The 26,191-nt window shown below is 63.5% G+C and carries 22 protein-coding genes; 11 read left to right on the top strand and 11 right to left on the bottom strand.

Annotated elements, in window-relative coordinates:
- The first annotated feature begins 126 nt into the window (after window positions 1-126).
- A complete protein-coding gene (locus WN982_RS15435) occupies window positions 127-990 on the top strand; it encodes a sulfurtransferase (protein WP_341312813.1) in 864 nt (287 codons plus the stop codon).
- A 208-nt stretch (window positions 991-1,198) separates the two neighbouring features.
- Window positions 1,199-2,080 (top strand): tRNA glutamyl-Q(34) synthetase GluQRS, encoded by an 882-nt coding sequence (gene gluQRS / locus WN982_RS15440; RefSeq protein WP_341312814.1) that lies wholly within the window; start codon window positions 1,199-1,201, stop codon window positions 2,078-2,080.
- A 345-nt stretch (window positions 2,081-2,425) separates the two neighbouring features.
- On the opposite strand, the gene WN982_RS15445 is transcribed toward gluQRS, so the two are convergent.
- The 6 genes from WN982_RS15445 to purT all read right to left on the bottom strand — a co-directional run bounded on the left by WN982_RS15445 (window position 2,426) and on the right by purT (window position 9,834).
- On the bottom strand, window positions 2,426-3,904 hold the full coding sequence (locus tag WN982_RS15445; RefSeq protein WP_341312815.1) for a DEAD/DEAH box helicase: 1,479 nt from the start codon (window positions 3,902-3,904) through the stop codon (window positions 2,426-2,428).
- 508 nt (window positions 3,905-4,412) lie between these two features.
- Window positions 4,413-5,849 carry an aldehyde dehydrogenase family protein gene (locus WN982_RS15450; protein ID WP_341312816.1) on the bottom strand — a complete coding sequence of 479 codons (1,437 nt, stop codon included), beginning with the start codon at window positions 5,847-5,849 and terminating at the stop codon, window positions 4,413-4,415.
- 67 nt (window positions 5,850-5,916) lie between these two features.
- Window positions 5,917-7,569: an acetolactate synthase large subunit gene (locus WN982_RS15455; RefSeq protein WP_341312817.1), complete on the bottom strand. Its 1,653-nt coding sequence runs from the start codon at window positions 7,567-7,569 to the stop codon at window positions 5,917-5,919.
- 263 nt (window positions 7,570-7,832) lie between these two features.
- Complete coding sequence (locus WN982_RS15460; protein ID WP_341312818.1) at window positions 7,833-8,201, bottom strand: MliC family protein; 369 nt, start codon at window positions 8,199-8,201, stop codon at window positions 7,833-7,835.
- Between the two features lie 81 nt (window positions 8,202-8,282).
- Window positions 8,283-8,495 carry a DUF6726 family protein gene (locus tag WN982_RS15465; protein WP_341312819.1) on the bottom strand — a complete coding sequence of 71 codons (213 nt, stop codon included), beginning with the start codon at window positions 8,493-8,495 and terminating at the stop codon, window positions 8,283-8,285.
- Window positions 8,496-8,619: 124 nt separating this feature from the next.
- Window positions 8,620-9,834, bottom strand: coding sequence for a formate-dependent phosphoribosylglycinamide formyltransferase (gene purT / locus WN982_RS15470; RefSeq protein ID WP_341312820.1), 1,215 nt, complete (start codon window positions 9,832-9,834; stop codon window positions 8,620-8,622).
- A gap of 424 nt (window positions 9,835-10,258) precedes the next feature.
- Here purT and WN982_RS15475 point away from each other — a divergent pair, with 424 nt between their 5' ends.
- Window positions 10,259-10,804: an META domain-containing protein gene (locus WN982_RS15475; RefSeq protein ID WP_341315806.1), complete on the top strand. Its 546-nt coding sequence runs from the start codon at window positions 10,259-10,261 to the stop codon at window positions 10,802-10,804.
- 231 nt (window positions 10,805-11,035) lie between these two features.
- Complete coding sequence (locus tag WN982_RS15480; protein WP_341312821.1) at window positions 11,036-14,953, top strand: DNA translocase FtsK; 3,918 nt, start codon at window positions 11,036-11,038, stop codon at window positions 14,951-14,953.
- A 98-nt stretch (window positions 14,954-15,051) separates the two neighbouring features.
- On the opposite strand, the gene WN982_RS15485 is transcribed toward WN982_RS15480, so the two are convergent.
- Window positions 15,052-16,209: a lactonase family protein gene (locus WN982_RS15485; RefSeq protein WP_341312822.1), complete on the bottom strand. Its 1,158-nt coding sequence runs from the start codon at window positions 16,207-16,209 to the stop codon at window positions 15,052-15,054.
- Between the two features lie 338 nt (window positions 16,210-16,547).
- On the opposite strand from WN982_RS15485, the gene WN982_RS15490 reads away from it, so the two are divergent.
- The gene (locus WN982_RS15490; protein WP_115104110.1) at window positions 16,548-16,700 is read left to right on the top strand and encodes a DUF3096 domain-containing protein; all 153 of its coding nucleotides are present in this window, start codon (window positions 16,548-16,550) and stop codon (window positions 16,698-16,700) included.
- Window positions 16,701-16,913: 213 nt separating this feature from the next.
- On the opposite strand, the gene WN982_RS15495 is transcribed toward WN982_RS15490, so the two are convergent.
- Window positions 16,914-17,159 carry a hypothetical protein gene (locus WN982_RS15495; RefSeq protein WP_341312823.1) on the bottom strand — a complete coding sequence of 82 codons (246 nt, stop codon included), beginning with the start codon at window positions 17,157-17,159 and terminating at the stop codon, window positions 16,914-16,916.
- Window positions 17,160-17,389: 230 nt separating this feature from the next.
- Here WN982_RS15495 and WN982_RS15500 point away from each other — a divergent pair, with 230 nt between their 5' ends.
- Entirely contained in the window at window positions 17,390-19,273 is a 1,884-nt protein-coding gene (locus WN982_RS15500; protein ID WP_341315807.1) for a glycoside hydrolase family 15 protein, read from the top strand.
- Between the two features lie 181 nt (window positions 19,274-19,454).
- Window positions 19,455-20,732 carry a polyhydroxyalkanoate depolymerase gene (gene phaZ, locus WN982_RS15505; protein ID WP_341312824.1) on the top strand — a complete coding sequence of 426 codons (1,278 nt, stop codon included), beginning with the start codon at window positions 19,455-19,457 and terminating at the stop codon, window positions 20,730-20,732.
- A gap of 69 nt (window positions 20,733-20,801) precedes the next feature.
- Here phaZ and WN982_RS15510 read toward each other — a convergent pair whose 3' ends face one another.
- Window positions 20,802-21,434 (bottom strand): TetR/AcrR family transcriptional regulator, encoded by a 633-nt coding sequence (locus tag WN982_RS15510; RefSeq protein ID WP_341312825.1) that lies wholly within the window; start codon window positions 21,432-21,434, stop codon window positions 20,802-20,804.
- A gap of 412 nt (window positions 21,435-21,846) precedes the next feature.
- On the opposite strand from WN982_RS15510, the gene rsxB reads away from it, so the two are divergent.
- The 3 genes from rsxB (at window position 21,847) to WN982_RS15525 (ending at window position 23,977) form a co-directional block, all read left to right on the top strand.
- Window positions 21,847-22,695, top strand: a complete 849-nt coding sequence (gene rsxB / locus WN982_RS15515) for an electron transport complex subunit RsxB (protein WP_341315808.1) — start codon at window positions 21,847-21,849, stop codon at window positions 22,693-22,695.
- A 19-nt stretch (window positions 22,696-22,714) separates the two neighbouring features.
- Window positions 22,715-23,359, top strand: coding sequence for an endonuclease III (gene nth, locus WN982_RS15520; protein WP_341312826.1), 645 nt, complete (start codon window positions 22,715-22,717; stop codon window positions 23,357-23,359).
- Between the two features lie 183 nt (window positions 23,360-23,542).
- Window positions 23,543-23,977 (top strand): DUF1841 family protein, encoded by a 435-nt coding sequence (locus WN982_RS15525; RefSeq protein WP_115104124.1) that lies wholly within the window; start codon window positions 23,543-23,545, stop codon window positions 23,975-23,977.
- A 131-nt stretch (window positions 23,978-24,108) separates the two neighbouring features.
- On the opposite strand, the gene WN982_RS15530 is transcribed toward WN982_RS15525, so the two are convergent.
- Together WN982_RS15530 and WN982_RS15535 are read right to left on the bottom strand one after the other, a co-directional pair.
- Window positions 24,109-24,492 (bottom strand): c-type cytochrome, encoded by a 384-nt coding sequence (locus tag WN982_RS15530; RefSeq protein ID WP_341312827.1) that lies wholly within the window; start codon window positions 24,490-24,492, stop codon window positions 24,109-24,111.
- A gap of 47 nt (window positions 24,493-24,539) precedes the next feature.
- Window positions 24,540-24,908, bottom strand: a complete 369-nt coding sequence (locus WN982_RS15535; RefSeq protein WP_341312828.1) for a cytochrome c — start codon at window positions 24,906-24,908, stop codon at window positions 24,540-24,542.
- 435 nt (window positions 24,909-25,343) lie between these two features.
- Between WN982_RS15535 and WN982_RS15540 the strand changes: the two genes are divergently transcribed.
- Entirely contained in the window at window positions 25,344-26,186 is an 843-nt protein-coding gene (locus WN982_RS15540; protein WP_341312829.1) for a MoxR family ATPase, read from the top strand.
- Window positions 26,187-26,191: the final 5 nt, after the last annotated feature.

Here is a 26,191-nt window from a genome sequence, read left to right on the forward strand (position 1 = left end):
TGAGGGATAATACGGGTTTCGCCCTTTTCGACGTGGCCGCGCCACACGGCGGCTCAATGTGCCCCGTTTTCGCGCCGCTGGCCCGCCGTTGGCCGCCTGCTGGCCGCCTTTTACCGCCGGACAAACATGAGCATCGTCAATCTCGCCGCGTATCATTTCGCGACTATCGAAAACACAGCCGAATGGCGCCCGTTCGTCACCGAGCGCTGCGACGCGCTTGGCTTGCGCGGCACTATTCTGCTGGCGCCTGAAGGCATCAATCTGTTCGTCGCCGGCACGCGCGACGCTGCGGATGCGTTTATCGACTACATCCGCCACGACCCGCTGTTCGAAGGCAAGTTCGCGAATCTGCAATTCAAGGAAAGCCTCTCGGAAAAGCAGCCGTTTCGCCGCATGCTGGTGAAACTCAAGCGCGAGATCATCACAATGAAGAAGCCGGCGATCCGGCCGGAACTCGGCCGCGCGCCGTTCGTCGACGCGCCCACGCTGAAAACCTGGCTCGACCGCGGCCACGACGACGAAGGCCGGCCGGTCGTGATGCTCGACACCCGCAACGCGTTCGAAGTGGACGTCGGCACGTTCGACGACGCGCTCGACTACCGCATTACGAAATTCAGCGAGTTTCCTGAAGTGATCGAGCAAAACCGTGCCGACCTCGAAGGCAAGACGGTGGTGTCGTTCTGCACCGGCGGGATTCGCTGCGAGAAGGCCGCGATCCATATGAAGGAAGTCGGCATCGAGAACGTCTATCAGCTCGAAGGCGGCATCCTGAAGTATTTCGAAGAAGTGGGCGGCGCGCATTACCACGGCGACTGCTTCGTGTTCGACTATCGCACCGCGCTCAATCCGCAACTGGAACCGACCGCGACCGTGCAATGCTTCGGCTGCCGCGCGGTGGTGACACTGGACGCGCAACAATCGCCGCTGTATGTGGCGGGCAAGACGTGTCCGGAATGCCATCCGGACAGCAAGGCGGCGCGAGCGGCGTAATGAGCGCAATCGCGGCGAAACCTGCCGGCGGTGGTCGGGACGTGGCACGCGAAGGCGATTCCGGAAGCGATGAGCGCGCTTGTGCGCGCGACTGCGTATCCGGATGCGGTTGCAGACACACACGCGGACGCAGAGGCGCAATACGACGTCCTGCTTCCACATGGCGCACACTGGAAAGCCGCCACGCTTCGCTCGCAATAATCCAACCATGAACTATCGTGGACGCTTCGCGCCATCGCCTACGGGACCGCTGCATTTCGGCTCGCTGGTGAGCGCGTTGGCAAGCTGGCTGGACGCGCGTGCGCACGGCGGCGCATGGCTCGTGCGTATCGACGACATCGACGGCCCGCGCACGGTCCCAGGCGCCGCTGAGGATATTCTCGCGACGCTTGAGCGCTTCGGCATGCACGCCGACGAGCCTCCGGTCTGGCAAAGCCAGCGCATCGCGCGCTATCAGCAAGCGCTGGAGCAATTGAAGGCTACCGGCTTGATCTATCCATGCGGCTGCACGCGCAAGGAAATTGCCGATTCGTTGTTGCATGCGCACGCGCGCAACACCACGCTCGCCTACCCCGGCACCTGCCGTGACGGCCTGCACGGCAAGCCAGCGCGCGCATGGCGCCTGCGCGTGCCGGACGGCAAAGCCGCGGTGATCACATTCGAAGACCGTTGGCAGGGCACGCAGACACAGAACCTGGCCACTGAGGTCGGTGATTTTGTATTGAAGCGAGCGGACGGCCAGTGGGCATATCAACTGGCGGTGGTAATCGACGACGCGGACGCGGGCATCACGCACATTGTGCGAGGCGCGGACCTGATGGATTCGACGGCCCGGCAGATCTACCTGCAGCGTTGTCTGGGCGTGCCAACGCCGGAGTATTTGCACGTGCCGGTCGTCACGAACGACCAGGGCGAAAAGCTCAGCAAGCAAAACGGCGCAACCCCGCTGGATACGGACAAACCGCTCGAATCGTTAAGCACAGCCGCACGACATCTGGGACTTGAGTTGGGGAGCGCCGAGCACGCGGCACTAGAAGGCTTTTATTCTGCCGCGACGTCGGCATGGGCGCAGCGAATGGGTATGCGCTGAGGCGGCAGGCGAAGCGTACGCAGAAACAGATAGATCGGAACGGCCAACGGTATAGAAGTACCGCCAAGAAGTACCGCTACGGCGCGCGCAGCGCCGCCGGAAGAATGACTGCCTTGTCACCAGCGCTGAATGTGCGAGAACACAGATTCCAGATGTTCCACTACCGTGACTGCGCGGGGGACCCGCTTAGCATTAGCGGTGTAAAGCGCCTTTCTTTTGCCTTTTCTTTGGCGCAGACAAAGAAAAGTAGCTGCCGCCCCGCACAGGGGCAACGCTAATAAACCACAAAGAAATCAAGGAAAGGCCAAAGACCAAAGGGCAAAAGCCAAAGGACAAAAAACAAGATCAGGAAGAAGACTTCCTCGGCATCCCAAACCCGCCCAACAGTGCAGCCAACGGCTGCTTGGAAGAAGACTTCTGCGGTGCCGCAGCCGAATCAGCAGCATCCTCAACTTTCCGGATGGAAGAAGGCGACGGCTCATACGGCTTGAGGAAAAAATCATCCACAGGCTGAGCGCGATGATGATGATGCGGCCGATCGAACGAAGCCGAAGAAGAAGCCCCCGAACGCCGACGCCCCGGCCGTTCATCCCGCCCCTCGCGCCCTTCGCGAGCTTCCCGCCGCGGCGCGCGCTCTTCATGGTGATGCCGCACCGGCGTATCAACTGTCAACCGCTGCACATCCAACGGCCGCTTAATGAGCTTCTCAATATCGGCAAGCTGCTTGCGCTCATTCGGGCTACAAAGCGACAAAGCGTCACCGGAAGCCCCAGCACGCCCAGTGCGCCCAATCCGATGCACATAATCTTCCGCATTGAACGGCAGATCGAAATTGATAACAGCAGGCAGCTCGGCAATATCCAGCCCACGCGCCGCCACATCAGTCGCGACCAAAGCCTCGATCTCACCACGCTTGAACGCGTCCAAAGCCTGCATCCGCTCATTCTGCGTCCGGTCACCGTGAATCGCAGTCGCGACAACCCCATCGCGTTCCAGACTGCGCGCCAGACGGCTCGCGCCAATCTTGCTGTTGCAGAACACAATCACCTGCTTGAGGCCGCGCTCACGAATCAACTGAACGACCGCGCCGGTCTTGTCGCCCTCGGCGACTTCAAAAACGATCTGCGTCACATTAGTCGCAGTCGAATTGCTGCGCGCGACTTCGATCGTCTGGGGGTTGCGCAGATACGTGGCAGCCAGCTTCTTGATTTCACCGGAGAACGTCGCCGAAAACAGCAGCGTCTGACGCTCCTTCGGCAGCAGGTTCAGGATGCGCTGCAAGTCGGGCAAAAAGCCCATGTCGAGCATCCGGTCGGCTTCGTCGAGCACGAGGATCTGCACCTGGCCGAGGTTGGCGGTTTTCTGTTGCACGTGATCGAGCAGACGGCCCGGCGTAGCGATCAGAATCTCGACGCCACGGCGCAGTTGCTCGGATTGCGGATTCATATCGACGCCGCCGAACACCACGGCGCTACGCAGCGCCGTGTGCTTGGCATACGCCTGCACATTCGCGGCGACCTGGTCGGCCAGTTCGCGGGTCGGCGTGAGGATCAGCGCGCGCACCGGATGGCGCGCGGGCGATGCGCTCGTGCTGGCCTGCGGCAGCAAGCGCTGGATTATCGGCAGCGAAAAGCTCGCGGTCTTGCCGGTACCGGTTTGCGCGGCCCCCATGACGTCACGTCCGGCCAGCACGACGGGAATCGCCTGCGCCTGAATCGGCGTGGGCGTGGTGTAGCCCGATTCTTTGACGGCTTTCAGGATGTCGGGCGCGAGGCCGAATTGATCAAAAGTCGCAGTACTGGGCGTGACGGCTGTGTCGGACATGGTGGCTTTCGCTAAAAATGCGCTTGGCGCGTGCGCGCGGCAGCGGTCGGAACCGCAGAGGGCATCAGGATGAAGGCGGAGCCACGGCGTTCCGCACGGGACCCGTCAGTATTGCGGGAAACAAATGCGGCCGGCTCCGGCCGGCGGAAACACCCGCCGGAAAGGCCGGTATTGTAGCACTTCAGCAAAAACACTCATGGCGCATCTGCCGGCTTTCTGCTTACGCCTGCGAAAGCCAGCCGGGCACCCTAGTCAACGGGCCGCCCGTGCGGGCTTTGGCAGATCCGGCACCAGGCGCGGCGGCGCCTCGCTGGCAGCGTAGTTGGCGCGCGCGACAGTTGCATGACAGCAGGTTCTTCCCTGCCCTACAGCCGGACGTCGAGAACTGGCTCGGGTTCGGACTCCGGCGCGCGGATAAGACCCACCGCGCACTCAACAATGCGCCCCCCACGCCGAAGGTCCGGACGACGGCAAAGACAACCTCACCGCCGCGCCGCCAAACCATCCGTCACCACATCTCACGCATCACCATCAACCGCATTTCGGTCATATCCTCGATCGCGTAGCGCACGCCCTCGCGTCCCAGCCCGGAATCCTTCACGCCGCCGTACGGCATATTGTCGACCCGGAACGACGGCACGTCGTTGATCACCACGCCGCCCACTTCGAGCACGTCCCAGGCGCGATGCGCATGCGCGAGCGAATCGGTAAACACGCCGGCTTGCAGGCCGAAGTCGCTGTCGTTGACGGTAGCCAGCGCCGAATCGAAATCGTCGAAACGCTCCAGTATCGCCACCGGCCCGAAGGCTTCCTTACGATACAGATCGGTATCGCGCTTCACGCCTTCGAGCAGCGTCGCCTCGAACATCGCACCCTCGACCTTGCCGCCCGCGACGATTTTCGCGCCCGCCTCGACCGCGCTCTCCATCCAGCCGGCGAGGCGTCTGGATTCCGACTCCGAGATCATCGGCCCGACGAAAGTCTTCTCGTCCCTGGGGTCGCCCATCACCAGCGACTTCGTCTTCGCGATCAGCTTGTCGCGCAGCACATCGTAGACCTTTGCATGCACCAGAATCCGCTGCACGCCGATGCAACTCTGCCCCGACTGATAGAACGCGCCGAACGCGAGCCGGTCGACCACGTAATCGAGCTTGCCGCCCTGATCGCCGTCGACGATCGCTGCTGCGTTGCCGCCCAACTCCAGAATCACCTTCTTCTTGCCGGCCTTCTTCTTCAGCTCCCAGCCGACCGCCGGCGAACCGGTGAACGACAGCAGCTTGAAGCGCTCGTCGGTGGTGAATAGATCGGCACCATCCCTATGCGCGGGCAGGATCGAGAACGCGCCCTTCGGCAAGTCGGTTTCCGCCAGAATCTCGCCCATGATCAGCGCGCCGACCGGCGTGCGGCTCGCCGGTTTCAGCACGAACGGCACGCCTGCCGCGATCGCCGGCGCGACCTTATGCGCGGTCAGATTCAACGGAAAATTGAACGGCGAAATGAACGAGCATGGTCCGATCGGCACGCGCTTCACATAGCCGTGATAGCCCTTCGCACGCGGCGAAATTTCCAGATTGATGATCTCGCCGTCAATGCGCACCGACTCTTCGGCCGCGACCTTGAACGTGTCGATCAGCCGTGTGACTTCACCCTTCGAGTCGTTGATCGGCTTGCCGGCTTCGATACAGAGCGCGAGAGCCAGTTCGTCGTAACGCTCGCGAAAGCGCTTCACGCAATGCTCCAGCACGGCCTGGCGCTTGAACGGCGGAAACGCGCGCAACGCGGGCATCGCATCGACGGCGTAGCCGATCGCTTTGTCGATCGCGGCCGCGTCCGCCATCGCGACGCGGGTCGCCACTTCGCCACTGAATTTGTCGGTGACTTCGAGATCGGTGTTGGCGGCCACCGCTTCGTTCGCGAGGTAGTACGGGTAAGTCTTTTGCAACATGACGGGTTCTCCTTGATCCGATGCCTGAGAACGGCAACGCAGCCGAATGCCTATGCCCCGCTGCCGCTCATAGTTGCGCGCTCAGCCGCTTGATCTCGCGATTCAGCACGCGCTCGTTGTCCGAATAGTCGATCGGCAGGTCGATCACATGCACACCGGGCGTCGCGAAACATTCGCGCAGCAACGGTGCGAACTCGGCGGCCGACTCGATGCGATGCCCCTGCGCGCCATAGCTCTGCGCATATGCAACGAAATCGGGGTTGCGCAGCGTCATGCCGTAGTCGGGGAAATTCATATTCTCCTGCTTCCAGCGGATCATGCCGAATGCGTCGTCGCGCAGAATCAGGATCACCAGATCGAGCTTGAGACGCACCGCCGTTTCCAGTTCCTGCGAATTCATCATGAAGCCGCCGTCGCCGCACACGGCCATCACCTTGCGGTCAGGATGTACGATCTTGGTGGCGATCGCCGACGGCAAACCGGCACCCATCGAAGCAAGCGCATTGTCGAGCAGCAGTGAATTCGGTTCGTGCGCGCGGTAGTAGCGCGCGAACCAGATCTTGTACATACCGTTGTCCAGACACACGATGCCGTCCGCCGGCGTCGTCTCGTAGACGTCGTTGACGATCCGCACGGGATACATCGGGAAGCGGTCGTCGTGCTGGCCTTTCACCAGGTGCTCTTCAAAGTGCTGCTTGATTTCCCTGAAGCGCGTGAAATCCCAATGCTCCTGGCGTTCCTTGAGACTTTCCTTCAGCTGCCACACCGCATTGGCGATATCGCCGACCACTTCGATCTGCGGGAAATACACCGTATCGACTTCCGCACCGAGGAAGTTCACGTGAATCACGGTCTTCTCACCCGCCTCGCCGCTGCGCATGAAGAACGGCGGCTTCTCGATCACGTCGTGGCCCACATTGATGATGCAATCCGCGTGGTCGATCGCGCGATGCACGAAGTCGCCGTCGGAAAGCGTTGCGTTGCCGAGCCACATCGGATGCGATTCGTCGATCACGCCCTTGCCCATTTGCGTCGTGAAGAACGGAATGCCGATCTGATCGACGAATTCGCGCAGCATCTTGGTCGTGGTCTTGCGGTTGCCGCCTGCGCCGATCATCAGCAAAGGATGCTTCGCTTTGGTGATCGCTTCGACCGCGCGCGCCACCGCTTTTTCTTCGGCGACCGGACGGCGGCTGTAGCTCTTCGGGATCGGGTGGCCGTCGCCCTCTTCATGCGCGACGTCCTCGGGCAATTCCAGATGCGTGGCGCCGGGCCGCTCTTCCTCGGCCTGGCGGACCGCCTCGCGCACTGCCGCCGGAATATTGGCGATCGATACGATCTGCCGCGTGTATTTGGTGAGCGGCTCCATCATCCGCACCACGTCGACGATCTGGAAATGTCCCTGCTTGCTCGACTTGATCGGCTTTTGCCCGGTGACCATCAGCATCGGCATGCCGCCCAGTTGTGCATACGCGGCGGCGGTCACGAAATTGGTCGCGCCCGGCCCGAGGGTGGCCAGACACACGCCGGTGCGTCCGGTGAGACGCCCGTAAGTGGCGGCCATGAAACCGGCCGCCTGTTCGTGACGCGTCAGGATCAGACGGATTTTCGAGCGGCGCAGCGATTCGAGCAGATCGAGATTTTCTTCACCGGGGATACCGAACACATACTCGACACCTTCGGCTTCCAGCGATTTGACGAACAGATCCGATGCTTTCATGGAGGGTCTCGCTTGATGAAACGACGCAGGCCATCGGCCCGCGCGTTGAGGTCCGGAAACGGACGATCGAAGACGGCCACCACCGCGCCGGCAGCGCACGGCGTAACCTGACGGACACAGCGGGGGCACGGCGTGACGCAGCGAATGCCATGCCGGACAGCTTACTACTCGAACGGAAAGGATGCGCGCAGGCGGGCAATGCTGCAAGGCAAACGCCTGACAAGGCGGGGGGCGGCATTATGAAGGAAGCCGCCACATCGTGCTCAGCGATTGATGGTGATGCAGTCGGACAGCACCGGCGGCGCGTTTTCGCCGGCCGTTGCGTCGTACAGGTCAGCGCGCGGACCTTTGGTCCACCACGTGTAACTGCCGGCCTGATACTTCGCGCCGGAAGCCGAGAGGGTGTTGACGAACAGCAGTTGCTGGCCCTTCACAGGCACGAGCGCGAAGCTCTGGCCGTTCGCCGTGTTCCAGTACGTCACTTGCAGGATCTTGCCGGTCGCGCAGGTGTATTTGTGCGTTTGCCGCTCTCTGGTCTGCATCTCGGCGAGCCGCAATGGCGCGGCCGATGCGTTGCCGTACAGCGTCGCCAGACTCACTACCGCGGTTACCGCAACAAACCATTTCTTCATCGAATGCCTCGATTGTTGTTGCACATCAAGGAGCGCGCCCGAACCGCCCACGGGTCGCGTATAGAAGGCGGACAGATCGGCTTATGGATCGATCACGTCGGCGCACGCATCAGTCGGCGCGGCGGCGACGTGGCCGACCAGCGGCACGATCTTCAAACCCGCAGAAGCGATCCGGCACGGCGCGGCGGCGAGGCCGCACCCTGTCATCCCGGCACACAGCGCGAGCACCACGCCGAGTGCGCCAAGACGGCCCAACGTCACACGCCGCGTACTTTTGCGGGATTCCACGGCCATACCTACCTCTACTTCAATGCTTCAGGATTCGCGCGCTGCGAGCTTGCAAGGCGCGCGGGTTACTTCATTGCATGCCGATACGTTCCGGCGCGGCTCGGTACCCTTTAATCCGCTTCGGTGCACTTCACTTCGTGGAGACTGGATGCACCGCCGCCGCGGCCTGCTTCGCCCGCGAGCGTGCTTCGCCGATGTTCTCGCCGGTAGCGAGCGCCACGCCCATGCGCCGCTTGACGAAACTCTCCGGCTTGCCGAAGAGGCGCAGATCCGCATTCGGCACCGCCAACGCCGCCGCGACGCCTTCGAATGCAATGCCCGCTTCTTCCAGACCGCCGTAAATCACCGCCGACGCCCCCGGCGCGCGCAGCGACGTATCCACCGGCAAACCGAGGATCGCGCGCGCGTGCAACTCAAACTCCGAAAAGCGTTGCGAGCACAGCGTGACCAGACCTGTATCGTGCGGACGCGGGCTGACTTCCGAGAACCATACGTCATCGCCGCGCACGAAAAGTTCCACGCCGAACAGGCCCCTGCCGCCAAGTGCCGCCGTCACTTTGTGCGCCACTTCGCGCGAGCGTTCGAGCGCAAGCGGGCTCATCGGCTGCGGCTGCCACGACTCCACGTAATCGCCCGCCACTTGCACGTGGCCGATCGGGTCGCAGAAATACGTGCTGACCTCGCCGCTCGCCGGATCGATCGCGCGCACGGTCAGCTGGGTGATTTCGTACTCGAAGTCGATAAAGCCTTCGACGATCACGCGGCCGTGATTCACGCGGCCGCCGGCCAGCGCGTATTGCCATGCGGGCTCGACGTCGGCGTCGCTCTTCAACACCGACTGCCCCTTGCCCGACGACGACATCACCGGCTTCACCACGCACGGATAGCCGACCTTGGCGATGCCCGCGCGCAGTTCGTCGAGCGAATCGGCGAATGCGTACGGCGAAGTCGGCAGGCCGAGTTCTTCGGCAGCCAGACGCCGGATGCCTTCGCGGTTCATCGTGAGTTGCGTGGCGCGCGCGGTCGGGATCACTTCGGCGAGGCCGTCGGTTTCGATCGCGGCGAGCGCGTCGGTGGCGATGGCTTCGATTTCTGGGACGATCAGATGCGGGCGCTCCGCTTCGACCAGCGCACGCAACGCGGCGCGGTCGGTCATGTCGATCACGTGTGAGCGGTGCGCGACCTGGTGACCCGGCGCGTTCGGATAGCGGTCGACCGCGATCACTTCGACGCCCAGCCGTTGCAGCGCGATGATCACTTCCTTGCCGAGCTCGCCGGCGCCGAGCAGCATGACGCGCGTGGCGGATTCAGAAAGGGGCGTGCCGATCCGTTGGCCGATCTGCATGAGGTCTCCAGATAAAAAAGTCGGATAAGGGTGGGATTGGGTAGAGCACGATGTTAACATGCGCACCCCGATGCACACCCCAATGCGCCCCCTCGCCGCGCGTCGCTCGCCGGCCCCGCGCTACGGTTTGCGCGCAGTGCGCGCATCGGCGCTGCGGCTCCCTGAATCTGCCCTTGGCACGCCGTTGCACTCGCGTGCGGCGAGCTTAGTGCGTTACCCTTACGCCTTCGCCAGTTTGAAGAGGAACGACGCCATGCTCCAAAGCTCCTCCGCGCGACGTGTTGCGCGCTTCATCGCAACACGTTGTGCGCCGTCGACGGCAACGTTGCCTGCAACGTTGTCTTCGACGTCCGCCGACTCGTTGCCCGCAGCGTCGCGGGCCGAGTCGCAAGCCTTGCCACAGGCAAGGCCGCATCAGCCACACATGGCGGCCCGCCGCCGCGCCTTCACCTTGGCCGGCTCGCCGCTGCTTGACTACGCGCGCACGGCTATCACCGCCTTGAGCGTAGCCGCGCTGTGCAGCGCCTGCGCGATCCCGAAACATCCCGACTCGGAAGCCGCGCCACCCGACCCGTTCAACCCGGCCGCGACGCAGTTGCTCGACGACACCAGCTGGGTGCTCTCGGGCTGGAAACAGGCTGACGGCACGGCGCGCGCGATTCCGTCCGCCGATCAGGGCGCGCCGATCACGCTCATGCTCTCGACCGATAAAGGCCAGCGCCACGCCAGCGGCTTTTCCGGCTGCAACCGCTACATGGGCTCGTATGCGCTGAAAGACGGCAAGCTGAGCTTCGGCACGCTGGGCGGCACGCGCATGGCGTGCATGACGCCGGGCGGACAGATCGAAGGCGCGTATCTCAACGCGCTGACGCACATCGACCGTACCGGCGTGCAAATGCGCGAGCCGCAGCAGATGCAGCTGGTGCTCGATAACGGCGACACGCTGACCTTCGACCGCGGCGCAAAATGATCGGACAGTGCGGATCAGACAATCCGGCGGCCTTATTGCCGCCGATGCTGTCCGCATGACGCGCACGGGTTGCTGCAGCAGCCGTTGTTTTTCACCGACGGCAGGCCGCGCGCCAGCCTGCTTTCCCACTGGACGCAAGCAAACTTGCGTCTGCCATCGAAGCATCGGGCTTCGCCGGTTTAAACTCGACGGGTTGCGCTTTTGCGCGTCCGTCATTCGTTGATGTCTAGCATGCACACGGTAGTTTTCGGCTGGTTCGGCGGGTCAGCCGTCTGGTTCATTCCTCTTTTGTGGCGTCTCGTGAAGTCGGCGCTGCCGGGCGGCGCAGGTTTGCGCGGCCCCGGCACGATCCGCCTATGGCTCGGCTTCGTCTGCGTGATGGTGGCGAGTTGCACGCTGGAGGCGTCGCTGATCGGCGCGGCCGGCGTCAACGGCTTCGGACATGCACTGGCGGCGGGCTTCGGTCATCTGCTCGGCCATATCGGCACGCCGCTCGCGGCGCTCGCGCTGCTGGCGATCAGCTTGCCCTGGCTGATCGACTTCCGCTGGACCGATGTCGCGGTATGGGCCGACGGCGCGTTCGGACTCGGCCTGTCGCGCGGCCTCGCCAAACGCGACGAGGAAGCGCGCCGCCATCGCAGCGCCGATGACGGTTTGCCGTCGCACGTTTCGCCGCCCACCAATACGATGGCGCCCAAAACCAACGGACGTTATGCCCGCCCGACCGTCTGGCGGCCGCCGGCAAGCGGACGTGGCACGGGTGCGGCTGCGGCGGGTGCGTCGGGTGTAGGCGCGGCGTCTCCTGCGGCAGGCAAAGACACGACGGCGCGCGGCGCCGGGTCGAACTGGCGCGCCGGCGGCGTGAAGCAGCGCAGCCAGGCGCCGCAAACCGAGCCGGTACCGCGAACGCCGGCCGGAACGCCGCTGCGTCAGACGCCGGCGCCGAGGCAGCCGCTGAACCAGGACAAGACCGCGGCGTGGATGCCCGCCGAGCCGGTTGCGCCGGCCGGATGGTTGCGTGATCCGGCGACAGCGCCGCGCGGCCCGGCATCCGCCACTGTATCGGGGCCTCTCGCGGCCTCGGCTCGCGACGGCGGCTCGCAGGTGGGCCGGCGCGCCGCTGGAGAGCAACGGCCAGCGGGGTCTCCGGGTGTCGGCGCTGCAGCAGCGGGCCTGGCCGGCGCAGCAGTCGCACCGGCTGTTGCGGCGCAAGCTTCGCAAGCGATGACTGCCGCGCGGACGGTGTCAGGTGCGGCGGCTGGTGCGGCTTCAAGCGCGGCGGCAAGTTCAGCTACCGGCGCGAGCCGTCCGTCCGCCATGCCGGGCTCCTCAGGCGCGGCGCCCGCGGCGTCTTCATCTTCAGGCAGCCGGCCCACGTCCGCCGGACAACCGTTCTCGGCCGCCCCGCGCGCGAACATCGCGTCAACGCCAATTGCGCGTCGTCCGGCTGCTCCGCTCAATTCGCCGGCGCCCAGTTACACGCGGCCGATGCCGACGACGCAGCGAGTCACGCCGCCCGCCAGCGTGCAAGAAACGCTTCGCAGCATCGAGGAAAACACCGCGCGCTGGACTGATCTCGCCGGCGTAAGTCTCGCGCGCAGCACCGGGGTAGAAACCGCGAAGGTGGCGACGGTTCCGCCGGCCTCCGAGGCGCCGTTCGATACCGGGCAACTGGCCGTCAATTCGTCGATCGCGAGCGAGATCGGACAGGCGCCTGCTGATTCGCCAATGCAAACCGCTGAGGCACTGGCCGCACAAGTTGCTGTTACGCCCAATCCGGCTGCGCAAGTGTTCGAAAACTCAACCGCACACGCGCCCGACAACACCGGCACGGTTTCGTCGGCACCCGCGTTTGCTCATGTCGAAGCATTCGCCACCGCGCCGGCATCGAGCCCGCTTGCGGAATCCGAAAGCACGGAAGCTTCGGTGCTGCACGCGAGCGCGGCTTCTTCGCCGGATGAAGTCCAAACAGCGCCCGCTCATCAATCTACCAACGCTGTCATCGAAACGCCGCGGATAGAAGTAGCGCCCGAAGTGCCGGTGGCGGAAAGCAGCGCGCCGGTCGTGCAATGGCCTATCGATTCACCGGCAACCCACATTCCGCAGATCGCGCCCGCCCAAACTCAGACGCAAGGGCAAGCACCTATCGCCGCGGCAGTGCCGGTCGCCGAAGTCGTCATCGATAAAACCTTGGTGCCTTGGGAAACCAGGATCGATGCCGTCGCGTCGCTGCGCGCGGCATCGTCGGCGGGCGCGTCGCGCGTGAGCAGCACCACCGCGCCGAGCGACGCCGCGTCCACGCATCACGCCACACCGTCGCTGCACGTCGTGAGCGCGAGCGAAGCGGCCACGCAAATCGAAGCGGACGCCGCGGACTCCCCCGCCCTATCGGACGTGCTGGAAACGTCGGACATCGTGGCCGCCGTCCCACCGCCAAGCGCATCGCACGCGTCGAACGTGGTTCGCTTCCCCGGCCTCGCGGCGCAAGCCGAACCGGCAGCAACAGCCGATTTCGCCGACGAACGGGCCACCGAACCAGCCACGCCATCGTCCGCGCAATTCACCGCTGAATCATGGGTGGAGCCTGCCGAACCTGCCGTCGTCCCGCGCCCACCGCTGCGCGGCCACAGCCCGGCCAACGGTTTCGAATTCCGCGCGCCCGCCGCGTCGATGGTCGAATTGCCGACGCTCGATCTGCTCGCGCGCGCCGACACCGACGTCGAACCGGTTTCCGAAGAAAAGCTCACCGAAACCGGTCAGTTGATCGAACAGCGCCTGCAGGAATTCAAAGTGCCGGTCACCGTGGTCGGCGCATCGGCGGGTCCGGTCATCACGCGCTTCGAAGTCGAGCCGGCGCTCGGCGTGCGCGGCAGTCAGATCGTCGGCTTGATGAAGGACTTGTCGCGCGGCCTCGGCCTCACGTCGATCCGCGTGGTCGAGACGATTCCCGGCAAGACCTGCATGGGCCTCGAATTGCCGAACGCCAGGCGTCAGACGATCCGGCTCTCCGAAATCCTCGAAGCGAACGTCTATCAGCACTCGCATTCGCAGTTGACGCTGGCGATGGGCAAGGACATCACCGGTCATCCGGTCGTCGCCGATCTGGCGAAGGCGCCGCACATGCTGGTCGCGGGCACGACCGGTTCGGGCAAGTCGGTGGCGATCAACGCGATGATCTGCTCGCTGCTCTACAAGGCGACGCCCGAAGAAGTGCGCCTGATCATGATCGATCCGAAGATGCTGGAACTGTCGGTGTATGAAGGCATCCCGCATCTGCTCGCGCCGGTCGTCACGGATATGAAGCTGGCAGCCAACGCGCTGAACTGGTGTGTCGGCGAAATGGAAAAGCGCTATCGGCTGATGTCGGCGGTCGGCGTGCGCAATCTGGCCGGCTTCAACCAGAAAATCCGCGACACCGAAGCCAAGGGCAAAAAACTCGGCAATCCCTTCTCGCTGACGCCCGAAGCGCCGGAGCCGCTCGCACCGCTGCCGCTGATCGTGGTGGTGATCGACGAGCTGGCCGACCTGATGATGGTCGCGGGCAAAAAGATCGAAGAACTGATCGCGCGGCTCGCGCAGAAAGCGCGCGCCGCCGGCATCCACCTGATTCTCGCGACGCAGCGACCGTCGGTGGATGTGATCACCGGCCTGATCAAGGCGAACATTCCGACGCGGGTCGCGTTCCAGGTGTCGTCGAAGATCGACTCGCGCACGATTCTCGATCAGATGGGCGCCGAATCGCTGCTCGGCCAGGGCGACATGCTGTTCCTGCCGCCGGGCACGGGCTATCCGCAGCGCGTACACGGCGCATTCGTCGCCGACGAGGAAGTGCACCGGATCGTCGAATATCTGAAGCAGTTCGGCGAGCCGCAATACGAGGAGGGCATTCTCGACGGCCCGGCCACCGAAGGTGCATCGCCGGATCTGTTCGGCGACACGCCGGATGCCGAAGCCGATCCGCTCTACGACGAAGCCGTCGCCTTCGTGGTGCGCACGCGGCGGGCGTCGATCTCGTCGGTGCAGCGGCAATTGCGCATCGGCTATAACCGGGCGGCGCGCCTTGTCGAGCAGATGGAGACAGCGGGTCTGGTGTCGGCGATGGGTATCAACGGCAGCCGCGAAGTGCTCGCGCCTGGACCGGCTGAATAGGCAGGGCGAAGCCGACCATAAAAAAGCGGGCCGCTCGAAGCGGCCCGCTTTTTTATCCAACGCGTGTATTCACATCACATCATGCACATCACCCATCCTCACGACGGCGAAACCAGCTTGAAATCCACCGGCGAGCCGATGTCGATCCGTTTCGGATTCGTTTCGAGCAATCCGGTCTGCTGATCGCGCTTGAACACGTACACGGTATCGCTGTTCTGATTGCCGACGATCAGCCAGTTGCCGGTCGGGTCGATCGCGAATTCACGCGGCGCCTTGCCGAGGCTCGACTGGTGCCCGATCTTCTTCAGACAGCCGTTGCCCGGGTCGACCGAGAAGATCACGATGTCGTTCGCATCGCCGCGATTGGATGCATACAAAAAGCGCCCGTCCGGTGACAGATGGATCGCCGCGGCGCCCACCGCGCCCTTGAAACCCGGCTCCGTCAGCGACAGCGTCTGCACTTGCGCCAGCTTGCCGTCGTTGTACTCGAAGGTGCTGACCGTGGCGGCCAGTTCGCTCGTCAGATACGCATGCTTGCCGTCGACGCCGAACACCAGGTGGCGCGGGCCGGTGCCTGCCTTCTCCTGCGTGTAGCGCCAGTCGGTCGGGCTGAACAGACCGCGGCTGCCGTCAGACGTGTAGCGATACGAGTACAGCTTGTCGGCGCCGAGGTCTTGCGCGAACAGGTAGCGGCCGTCCGGCGAGAACACCGTCGAGTGAACGTGTGAGTTGTCCTGGCGGCCCTTCACCGGACCGCCGCCTTCGTGATGCACGGTGAGCACCGAGCTGCCGATCTGACCGTCCGCCTGCAACGGGAACACCGCGAAGCTGCCGCCCGGGTCGGCGGCCACCGAGTAGTTCGCGCTCAGCAGATACTTGCCGTCCGGCGAGAGGCTCAAATAGCACGGATCATTGCCGTCCGATGACACCTTGTTGAGGAAGGTCAGCTGACCACTCGTGGCGTCGAAGCGGAATGCGCTGATGCCGCCGCGCTGCGTGGCCGGCCCGTTGTCGCCGGGCATTTCGTTGACCGCATACACGAAGCGGCGGTCGCGGCTGACCACCAGATACGACGGGTTGACCGTCTGTGCGACCGACACACGCGTCGCCTCGCCGGTCTTCGTGTCGAAGCGATAGACGTAGAGCCCTTCGCTCTTGCCGCCCGTATAAGTGCCGACCAGCAGGTCGTAGACGCCGTCGGCGGGAGCCGGGCCTGTATCTTGCGCAAACGCATGCGACGCAACAATCGAGACCATGAGCACGAAACCTTTTATTATCGGGCGGGCGGCGCGCAAAGGAACCGGCCGTCCAGCGGACCATGAAGCAGACGGTAAAGCAGAGATTGGTACGGCACGCACTGCGGCCCGGTTACTACGGCGCATAAGACCTCCTGGACATCGGTTATTTGGTTGATTCGGTTGTATCGGTGTCTCTGGTCTGCCGCGCCATCGGTCGAGCATTGTCGTTATCGACGCAAGTATAAAAGCGTTGCGCCGGATCATGCAGCCAAGCCGGCTACCGGCGTGCATGTGCATCATTTGTCCCGCCTGGCGGGTCGTTTTTTCTCAAACGAGTCTCATATCACGGAGTCTTCATGAACGTCACACTCAGCCTGGGCCCGCTCGTTTCGTTGATCGCCGGCATTCTGATTCTCGTCATGCCGCGCCTGTTGAACTACATCGTCGCGCTCTATCTGATCATCATCGGCATCATTGGGCTCTTCGGCGTGGGGTCGTCGCACTTCTGAGCGGCAGCGGACAGCAGGATGGGATGGACGGCCGGGAGCGCAGTGCGAGCCCGGCGACCGGTCCGCATGAGCGCGGCCGGCGAAGGAATGGCACAAACGAAAGGAACGACGCGAACGACATGAACAGCACGCGCGGTGGCGGTTGCCGTAATGGCGAACCAGGCTGTAACGCTAAGCGGCAGACTCGCGCGGTAAAAACCGCGGCACCGCCGGTCAGCCGTTCGACAGTTGATCGAGCCGCAGGCGCCCCTGCAACGACAGCGCGCCGACGGCATAATGGCCGTCACCTTCGCGGTAATGCCGGAAGCAGGCCCGTTCGACCAGAAAGGCCGCAGCGGCCAGCATCCCGTTGCGGGACAGGCCGAGCCGGCCAGGATCGAGCGGCAGCATCGAATCGTCGGCAAGTTCGCTGGCGGCCGAGAGAATCGTGATGCAATCGGATTTCGACGGGTTCAGCATAGCTTTTGTCCTCCAAGACGGCGTCTACACGCGCCAGGGGCAAGACCGATGCGCTATCGTGAAGGCTGGTTGCACCGGGTTGAAATCAGAGTGTAGGCAGCGATTTGACAATTTACCAACTCGCGTTTTGCCCCATTGCGCGTTGAACCAAAGCGCATCGCGAGAGTCCGGTAGTAACAACGGCACCAAGCGCAGCGGCCATGGCCACGCGCACTAGAGACACGCTCACCATGCCCGCACTCATCGAAGACTATGCGCTCATCGGCGACGGCCACACGGCCGCGCTCGTCTCCCGCGAAGGTTCCGTCGACTGGCTCTGCTGGCCGCGCTTCGACTCCGGCGCCTGTTTCGCCGCCTTGCTCGGCACGCCCGAAAACGGCCGCTGGCTGATTTCGCCCGTCTCCGACACGCCGCCAAAAATCACGCGCCGTTATCGCGGCGAAACCCTGATCCTCGAGACGGATTTCGAAACGCCCGAGGGCGCGGTCACGCTGATCGATTTCATGCCGCCGGGCAACGGCTGGTCGGAGATGGTGCGGATCGTGGTCGGCAAACGCGGCACCGTGCGCATGCGGATGGAACTGGTGCTGCGCTTCGATTACGGCTTCTCGGTTCCGTGGGTCGATCGCCTGAAGCACGACAACGGCATCAAGGCGATCGCCGGCCCGGACACCGCGGTACTGCGCACGCCGGTCGAACTGCGCGGCGAGAACATGAAGACCGTCGCCGAGTTCACCGTGACCGAGCGCGAACGGGTGCCGTTTGCGCTGGCGTATGCGGCCTCGCATCTGCGCATTCCGCCCGCCCGCGATCCACACACGGCGCTTGCGCGCACCGAGAATCACTGGCTCGAATGGTCGGCGCGCAGCACGGTCGAAGGCAAGTGGGCCGAGCCGATCCGCCGCTCGCTGATTACGCTGAAGGCGCTCGCGTACGAGCCGACCGGCGGCATCGTCGCGGCCCCCACGACCTCGCTGCCGGAGCAGCTCGGCGGCACGCGCAACTGGGACTACCGCTACTGCTGGCTGCGCGACGCCACCATCACGCTGCTGGCGATGATGCGCGGCGGCTACTACGACGAGGCGCGCGCGTGGCGCACCTGGCTGGGCCGCGTGATGGCCGGCGCGCCGGATCAGTTGCAAATCATGTACGGCATCGCCGGCGAACGGCGCCTGCCCGAGTTCGAAATCGACTGGCTGCCGGGCTACCAGGACGCCAAGCCGGTGCGAATCGGCAACAACGCGGTCGGCCAGCGGCAGCTGGACGTCTACGGCGAAGTGATGAACGCGCTGCATCTGGCGCGCGTCGGCGGCCTGCAGGCGGACGACACCGCGTGGAACGTGCAACGCGCGCTGCTTCGCCACCTCGACAGGATCTGGCAAGAGCCCGACGAAGGCATCTGGGAAACGCGCGGCGGCCGTCAGCATTTCACGTTCTCGAAGGTGATGGCGTGGGTCGCCTTCGACCGCGCCATCAAGTCGGCCGAGAAGTTCAAGCTGGACGGCCCACTCGACGAATGGCGCGCAACCCGCGCGACAATCCAGGCGGAGGTCTGCGCGAAGGGCTGGAGTCCAACGCTCAACGCGTTCACCCAGTATTACGGCAGCGATCAGCTCGATGCGAGCGTGTTGCTGCTGCCGCTGGTCGGCTTCCTGCCGCCGGACGATCCACGCATCAAAGGCACGGTGGCGGCGATCGAAAAAGATCTGATGCATAACGGCTTCGTGATGCGCTACCGCTCCGCTGAATATGACGACGGCCTGCCGCCCGGCGAGGGCACCTTCCTCGCGTGCTCGTTCTGGATGGTGGACAACCTCGCGCTGCAAGGCCGCATCGATGAAGCCCATGCGATGTACGAACGGCTGCTCGCGCTCTGCAACGACGTCGGTCTGCTGTCAGAAGAGTACGATCCAACGGCGAAGCGCCTGGTCGGCAATTTCCCGCAGGCGTTTTCGCATGTGGCGCTGGTGCACACCGGTTTGAACCTGATGAAGCACGAGCAGAAGATGGCCGAGGCCACCGGCCAGCCGCCCGATATCGGCGCCACGGAAGCAGCAGAATTCAAAGCTGCGGCAACCCCTGATAGCGGCGCAGCAACATCGCCGGTAGCATGATTTAATGACAATTTGCGCGTTGCCCGCGCGCAAATTGCTGCATTGCACAAATGCATTTTGTTCGATATGATCGACTAGACTGTCGGCCGAAAATCAATGTGCCAACAACCAATACGGCCTGCCGCAACGCCATACGCGTGTTTGCGAAGCCCCATGCGAACCGCTTAAGAACGGAGCACCCATGCTCTACCAATTGCACGAATTCCAGCGGGCGATGTTGAGCCCCCTCACCGCCTGGGCTCAGGCCGCGTCGAAATCCTTTGCGAATCCGGCCAGTCCCCTTGCCTATGTGCCCGGCGCGACCCGCCTGTCGGCCGGCTACGAACTGCTGTACCGGCTCGGCAAAGACTACGAAAAGCCCGAGTTCAACCTTCATCAAATCGTCAAAGACGGCCATAACATCCCGATCATTGAACAAACGATCATCGAGAAGCCGTTTTGCCGCCTGATGCGCTTCAAGCGTTTCGCGGACGACAGCGACGCTGTTACCCAATTGAAAGACGAGCCCATCGTCCTGGTGTGCGCACCGTTGTCCGGCCACCACGCCACGCTGCTGCGCGATACCGTGCGTACGTTGCTGCAAGACCACAAGGTCTACCTGACCGACTGGATCGACGCGCGCATGGTGCCGCTCGAAGAGGGCGAATTTCACCTCGACGACTACATCGCCTACATCCAGGAATTCATCCGTCACATCGGCGCGAAGAATCTGCATGTGATCTCGGTATGCCAGCCGACCGTGCCGGTGCTCGCCGCCATCTCCCTGATGGCGAGCCGCGGCGAAGACACGCCGCGCACCATGACGATGATGGGCGGCCCGATCGACGCGCGTAAGAGCCCGACTTCGGTCAACTCGCTCGCCACGCAGCACTCGTACGAATGGTTCGAGAACAACGTGATCTTCACCGTGCCGCCGAACTATCCGGGCGTGGGTCGCAAGGTTTATCCGGGCTTCCTGCAACACACCGGCTTTGTCGCAATGAATCCGGAGCGGCACGCGGCGTCGCATTGGGACTTCTACCAAAGCCTGCTGCGCGGCGACGAAGACGACGCCGAAGCGCATCGCCGCTTCTACGACGAGTACAACGCCGTGCTGGACATGGCCGCCGACTATTACCTGGACACGATCCGCGTGGTGTTCCAGGAATTCCGTCTTGCGGAAGGCACATGGGACGTCGCCGGCGAGCGGGTACGGCCGCAGGACATCAGGAAGACTGCGCTCTTCACGATCGAAGGCGAGTTGGACGATATCTCCGGCGACGGCCAGACTTTCGCCGCGCATGAGTTGTGCAGCAGCATTCCGGAGACGGAGAAGCGTCACTTCACCGCCGAGAAATGCGGCCACTACGGCATTTTCTCGGGCCGCCGCTGGCGCACTATCATTTATCCGCAGTTGCGCGACTTCATCCTCGAGCACAACAAGGCGCCGAAGGTGACGAAGGAAAAAGTCGAAGCCTGAACACCGCGCAGACAGATAGAACAACGGCCTCTTTGGAGGCCGTTGCCGTTTTTTAACCTGCGGCGAGGCCTATTTTCGCAACAGATACGCGAGCAGCAATTCCGTGTTCATCTGCACGAGTTCGCTGCGTTCGCCTGCGCTGCTGAAATCGCGGCCGAGCGTCGCTTCGAGTGTGAAACGGTTCGACACGATGTAGTAGCCCATGCCGGACAGCGTCACGTAAAAGCGCAACGGATCGACGTTGGTGCGAAACAGCCCGGCGCGCTGGCCGCGCTCAAGAATGCCGCCGAGCGTAGCGACGATCGGCGAGATCATTTCGCGGATGCGCGTCGACTTCTGCATGTAGCGTGCCTCATGCAGATTCTCGTTATTGACGAGACGCAGCAACTCGGGATGATCGCGGTAGTAATCCCAAACAAAATGCGCAAGGCGTGTAACGGCCTCGACCGGCGCGACACCGTTCAGTTCGAGCGCGCGTTCCGCTTCATTGAGCGCGCTGAATGCGTGCTCGAGTACAGCAGTGAAAAGCTGCTCCTTACTACCGAAGTAGTAGTAGAGCATGCGTTCATTAGTTTCCGCGCGGCGGGCGATCTGATCGACGCGTGCGCCGAACAACCCACCATTTGCAAACTCTTCGGCCGCCGCAAGCAGAATGCGGCGCCGCGTGCCTTCAGGATCTCTTTTGATTTTCGGCTGATTCATGGTGGCATCGTCTTCGTGAGCCGCGTTATCCGGATCGCGCCGCCGGCCTCTCCTCGGGCCTTGCACCGCCAGCGTCGAACGGGCGCGCCATGGTTGGGGGACACCCTTCTGCGGTCTTTCGAAAAAGCGCTTCGATTATGGCACATGGATTGCGGATCGCAATTGGGGAAATCGGCGATAATGTGCTATTTAGTTCAAGCCCGGTGCCAGCGAGCGCTTGCGTGGATCCGCTTCAACTCGCGCCTCCACTCGCGCCTCTATTTGCGCCTCTATTTGCGCCTGTATTCGCCTATATTGGCGTGTGTTAGCACGCTTTCGCCGCGCTTTTGTGTTGCCCCAGCCCGCCGCGTGTTTTCCCCAGGTCGCGCTCGGCAAGCTGTGCGGCCGCAAGGCAAGCCCCAACGTCGTAACCGTGACCAACTCCATAACACTCGCAGACCGCATCGAGGATCTGCTGCCCCAAACGCAATGCACGAAGTGCGGCTATCCCGCATGCCGCCCGTACGCCGAAGCAGTCGCCAGCGGCGAGGCCAATTACAACCAGTGCCCGCCGGGCGGCGCCGAAGGCGTCGCGCGCCTCGCCGCGTTGCTCGGCAAGCCGGTGATTCCGCTCAATTCCGCCAACGGTGTCGAACGGCCGCGCCCTTTGGCGGTTATCGACGAACAACTTTGCATCGGTTGCACGTTGTGCATGCAGGCCTGTCCGGTCGACGCAATAGTTGGCGCACCGAAACAGATGCACACGGTGATCGCGGAACTCTGCACCGGCTGCGACCTGTGTGTGCCGCCTTGTCCGGTCGACTGCATCGCGATGCCGCCCGTCACTGGTGAAGCGACCGGCTGGGACGCATGGAGCCAGGCCCAGGCCGACGCCGCGCGTGAACGCCATGACCGGCGCGAGGCGCGTCTTGCGCGCGAACGCGAAGCCGCCGAAGCGCGTGCTGCAGCGCGGCGAGCCGCGAGCAGCGCGCCTGCACTCGGCGCTGGAACCGGCGCTGCGACTTCGGCCGATGCATCGCCCGCGGTGCCCGCAGCGTCTGTAACGGACGACGCCGAAGCGAAAAAACGCGCGATCATTCAGGCCGCGCTCGATCGAGCGCGCAAGAAGAAAGAAGAGCTGGCCGCCAAAGGCCAAGGTCCGCTGAACACCGAGCGTGTCAGTGCCGACGTCCAGGCGCAGATCGATGCCGCCGAAGCACGCCGCCGCCGTCTTGGACTCACAACGGACGACAACACCGCCCCCCCTTCCACGAAGCGCTAATCGCGCCTGCACGCCCCGCATGAACGCGAACAAACGCCGCGCCATCTACGAGACGCTTCAGAGTCTCAATCCGCATCCCACGACCGAACTCGAGTACACCACACCGTTCGAATTGCTGATTGCCGTGCTGCTGTCGGCGCAAGCCACCGACGTCTCGGTCAACAAGGCGATGCGCAAGATGTTCCCGGTCGCGAACACGCCGCAGCAGGTGTTCGATCTCGGCGAAGAAGGAGTCGCCGGCTACATCAGGACCATTGGCCTCTATCGAACCAAGGCGAAGAATGTGATTGCGACTTGCCGCATTCTGCTCGACCAGTACGGCGGCAAAGTACCGGAAGATCGCGAAGCGCTCGAGAGCCTGCCCGGCGTCGGCCGAAAAACGGCGAACGTGATTCTGAACACGGCGTTCGGTCATCCGACCATCGCCGTCGATACGCACATCTTTCGCGTTGCCAATCGAACCGGTCTCGCGCCGGGAAAAGATGTGCGCGCGGTCGAACAGGCGCTGGAGAAATTCACGCCGGCCGAATTCAAGCAGGATGCGCATCACTGGCTGATCCTGCACGGCCGTTATGTGTGCAAGGCGCGCCGGCCGGAATGCTGGCATTGCGTGATCGAGCCGCTGTGCGAGTTCCGGCCGAAGACGCCGCCGCCGGATCTCTGAACACGGCGCGGTTGGGCAAACGTATGAGAAAGCGCCGCGTCGCCGCGACCGCGCGGGGCGCTCGGGGCGCTCGGGGCGCTCGGGGCGCTCCAGCAGCTTGCGGCCCCCGCCAGCAAGCCGCCCTGCCCCGGCGTAAAATGGCGCCCTGCACGCCCGCCTCACACTCAACGCACCGGTCCCACGATGTTCAATCCCAGCCGCGACGAAGTCCGCCTCTTTTTCACCGACACCTGGCGCAAACAGCGTCAAGGCGAAATCCTGACGCCGCTCGAGGCAATCGCCGCGGACTGGATCGTCGAGCATCCCGAGTACCACGCCGATCTGGCCGATAGCGAAGGCGCGGCGACCCAGGACTACTCGCCCGAACGCGGGCAGACCAACCCGTTCCTGCATCTGTCGATGCATCTGGCGATCACTGAGCAATTGTCGATCGACCAGCCGCCGGGCATTCGCGCGGCGCACGAGCGCCTCGCCGCCCGCCTCGGCTCGACCCATGAAGCACAGCACGCGATCATGGATTGCCTAGGCGAAACCATCTGGGAAGCGCAGCGCACCGGCACGCCGCCGGATACAGACGCGTATTTGCAGCGCATCGAGCGGCGCGCCACGCGGGACTAGGCGGGACTAAGCGGCAAGCACGCCCGGCCAGAGCCGTCGTGCAACAAACCGCGCGCGGCTCCAAAAGCAGAACACCCCGCCGAAGCAGGGTGTCGTTCAATCAGAAACTGTGCAAAAAGAGCGCCGCGCGCTTACTTCTTCTGCACGAGATCGCCGTTCAGCGATTCGACATAGGCCGCGATGTCTTTCATGTCGCCAATCGACAAGCTTTGCACCTGCGCCTGCATGATCGCGTTGTTGCGACCGAGGTGCGGGTTGCCGTTGCCCATCTGATACTGGCGCAGCGCCCAGTAGACATAGTCGGAGTGCTGACCGGCGAGCTTCGGATATTCCGGGCTCACCGGCTTGTTCAGGTTGACACCGTGGCAAGCCGCGCAGTTGTGACTGTCGGCCAGCACCTTGCCATTGCCGGCGTCAGCGGCGTGCGCGACGTTCGCTGCAACCAGACCGATCAATGCCGCCGACGCGCATGCAGCCTTGAACACCGTGTGGAGTGCCTGTTGGGGCTTATTCATGAATTCTCCTATCCCGCGAATATAAATAACCGAGTGACCGACGCCGATCACTTGTCGGGATTGTTCTTCGAAGAGGAATTTTGCGCTGCGTAGTAGGCAGAGATATCGGCGATGTCCTGATCCGACAGCGACACGGTGATCGCGTGCATCGTTTCGAAATGGCGGTCGCCCTTCTTGTAGCCGCGCAGCGCGTTCTCGAGATACGCCTGATTCTGGCCGCCGAGCATCGGCACGCGGTAGACCTCAGGGTAAGCGGTGCGGTATTCAGGAATGCCGTGGCAGCCAATACACATCGCGACCTTGCCTTGGCCCGCCTTCGCGTTGCCGACGACATCCGCTGCCTGCGCACTGGCCGCATAGCCCGCGAGCACCGACAGCGCTGCGATCACGACGTGTTTGCCGACGAATTTATTCATAGCATGTAACCTGGCTTGAGGGGAAACGGGCGCCCAAAAAGGCAACGGCCCGCGCCGTTATTCTTATAGGGTAGCCACGCAGGCCAAAAAAATCGGGCTAATTGTACCGCGACGCCGCGCCGAACGTCCACCGCGCGGGGCAGCGGCGCATTTACCCGCCGCAAAGCCGCGGCTAGCGCCGCTTTGCGCCGCCCGTGCCTGCTCCGCACGACTTCGCGCCGACCGCCGCGATCCGACCGGTTTTGCCGGGCGCGCCCGGTGTGCCCGGCACGCCCGCCCACCGGGCTCGCCGGGCGAGCATATGGGCCGCTCGCGGTCGCCGCATGAGCGCCCGGATAGGCGCCGACACCGCGGGTGAAACCATACGCGAGCCCGATTCAGCCCAACAGGCCTTCTGACTTATACTGGAATTTTTCCCGAAAAGAGCACCTCGCCATGCGTTTCGAAGGCTCATCGCAATACGTCGCCACCGACGATCTCAAGCTCGCGGTCAACGCCGCGATGACGCTGAAACGCCCGCTGCTGATCAAGGGCGAACCCGGCACCGGCAAAACCATGCTGGCCGAAGAGGTCGCCGCCGCCCTCGGCATGCCGCTCCTGCAGTGGCATATCAAGTCCACCACCAAGGCGCAGCAGGGTCTGTACGAGTACGACGCGGTGTCGCGCCTGCGCGATTCGCAGCTCGGCGACGAACGCGTCAAGGACATTAGCAACTACATCGTCAAGGGCGTGCTGTGGCAGGCGTTCGAGTCGGAAGAGCAAACGGTGCTGCTGATCGACGAGATCGACAAGGCCGACATCGAATTCCCGAACGACCTGCTGCGCGAACTCGACCGCATGGAGTTCTACGTGTACGAAACGCACGAGCTGATTCGCGCCAAACGGCGCCCGCTCGTGATCATCACGTCGAACAACGAGAAGGAACTGCCCGACGCGTTCCTGCGCCGTTGCTTCTTCCACTACATCAAGTTCCCCGATCCAGTGACGATGCAGCAGATCGTCGAGGTGCATTACCCCGGCATCAAGAAGGAACTGCTGAGCTCGGCCATGCAGAGCTTTTTCGAATTGCGCAATGTGTCGGGGCTGAAGAAGAAGCCGTCCACGTCGGAACTGCTCGACTGGCTGAAGCTGCTGCTCGCCGAAGACATTCCGCCCGAAGCGCTGCGCTCGTCCGACCAGAAGCAGATCATCCCGCCGCTGCACGGCGCCCTGCTGAAGAACGAGCAGGACGTGAGCCTGTTCGAGCGGCTGATCTTCATGAACCGCAATAATCGCTGAAACCG

Origin of the sequence: Paraburkholderia sp. IMGN_8, assembly GCF_038050405.1 — a bacterium.
Lineage (GTDB): Bacteria > Pseudomonadota > Gammaproteobacteria > Burkholderiales > Burkholderiaceae > Paraburkholderia.

Excerpts from the sequence above, each read along its gene's own strand:
- WN982_RS15435 (WP_341312813.1), top strand. The coding sequence starts at position 127 with ATGAGCATCGTCAATCTCGCCGCGTATCATTTCGCGACTATCGAAAAC.
- gluQRS (WP_341312814.1), top strand. The coding sequence starts at position 1,199 with ATGAACTATCGTGGACGCTTCGCGCCATCGCCTACGGGACCGCTGCAT.
- WN982_RS15445 (WP_341312815.1), bottom strand. The coding sequence starts at position 3,904 with ATGTCCGACACAGCCGTCACGCCCAGTACTGCGACTTTTGATCAATTC.
- WN982_RS15450 (WP_341312816.1), bottom strand. The coding sequence starts at position 5,849 with ATGTTGCAAAAGACTTACCCGTACTACCTCGCGAACGAAGCGGTGGCC.
- WN982_RS15455 (WP_341312817.1), bottom strand. The coding sequence starts at position 7,569 with ATGAAAGCATCGGATCTGTTCGTCAAATCGCTGGAAGCCGAAGGTGTC.
- WN982_RS15460 (WP_341312818.1), bottom strand. The coding sequence starts at position 8,201 with ATGAAGAAATGGTTTGTTGCGGTAACCGCGGTAGTGAGTCTGGCGACG.
- WN982_RS15465 (WP_341312819.1), bottom strand. The coding sequence starts at position 8,495 with ATGGCCGTGGAATCCCGCAAAAGTACGCGGCGTGTGACGTTGGGCCGT.
- purT (WP_341312820.1), bottom strand. The coding sequence starts at position 9,834 with ATGCAGATCGGCCAACGGATCGGCACGCCCCTTTCTGAATCCGCCACG.
- WN982_RS15475 (WP_341315806.1), top strand. The coding sequence starts at position 10,259 with ATGGCGGCCCGCCGCCGCGCCTTCACCTTGGCCGGCTCGCCGCTGCTT.
- WN982_RS15480 (WP_341312821.1), top strand. The coding sequence starts at position 11,036 with ATGCACACGGTAGTTTTCGGCTGGTTCGGCGGGTCAGCCGTCTGGTTC.
- WN982_RS15485 (WP_341312822.1), bottom strand. The coding sequence starts at position 16,209 with ATGGTCTCGATTGTTGCGTCGCATGCGTTTGCGCAAGATACAGGCCCG.
- WN982_RS15490 (WP_115104110.1), top strand. The coding sequence starts at position 16,548 with ATGAACGTCACACTCAGCCTGGGCCCGCTCGTTTCGTTGATCGCCGGC.
- WN982_RS15495 (WP_341312823.1), bottom strand. The coding sequence starts at position 17,159 with ATGCTGAACCCGTCGAAATCCGATTGCATCACGATTCTCTCGGCCGCC.
- WN982_RS15500 (WP_341315807.1), top strand. The coding sequence starts at position 17,390 with ATGCCCGCACTCATCGAAGACTATGCGCTCATCGGCGACGGCCACACG.
- phaZ (WP_341312824.1), top strand. The coding sequence starts at position 19,455 with ATGCTCTACCAATTGCACGAATTCCAGCGGGCGATGTTGAGCCCCCTC.
- WN982_RS15510 (WP_341312825.1), bottom strand. The coding sequence starts at position 21,434 with ATGAATCAGCCGAAAATCAAAAGAGATCCTGAAGGCACGCGGCGCCGC.
- nth (WP_341312826.1), top strand. The coding sequence starts at position 22,715 with ATGAACGCGAACAAACGCCGCGCCATCTACGAGACGCTTCAGAGTCTC.
- WN982_RS15525 (WP_115104124.1), top strand. The coding sequence starts at position 23,543 with ATGTTCAATCCCAGCCGCGACGAAGTCCGCCTCTTTTTCACCGACACC.
- WN982_RS15530 (WP_341312827.1), bottom strand. The coding sequence starts at position 24,492 with ATGAATAAGCCCCAACAGGCACTCCACACGGTGTTCAAGGCTGCATGC.
- WN982_RS15535 (WP_341312828.1), bottom strand. The coding sequence starts at position 24,908 with ATGAATAAATTCGTCGGCAAACACGTCGTGATCGCAGCGCTGTCGGTG.
- WN982_RS15540 (WP_341312829.1), top strand. The coding sequence starts at position 25,344 with ATGCGTTTCGAAGGCTCATCGCAATACGTCGCCACCGACGATCTCAAG.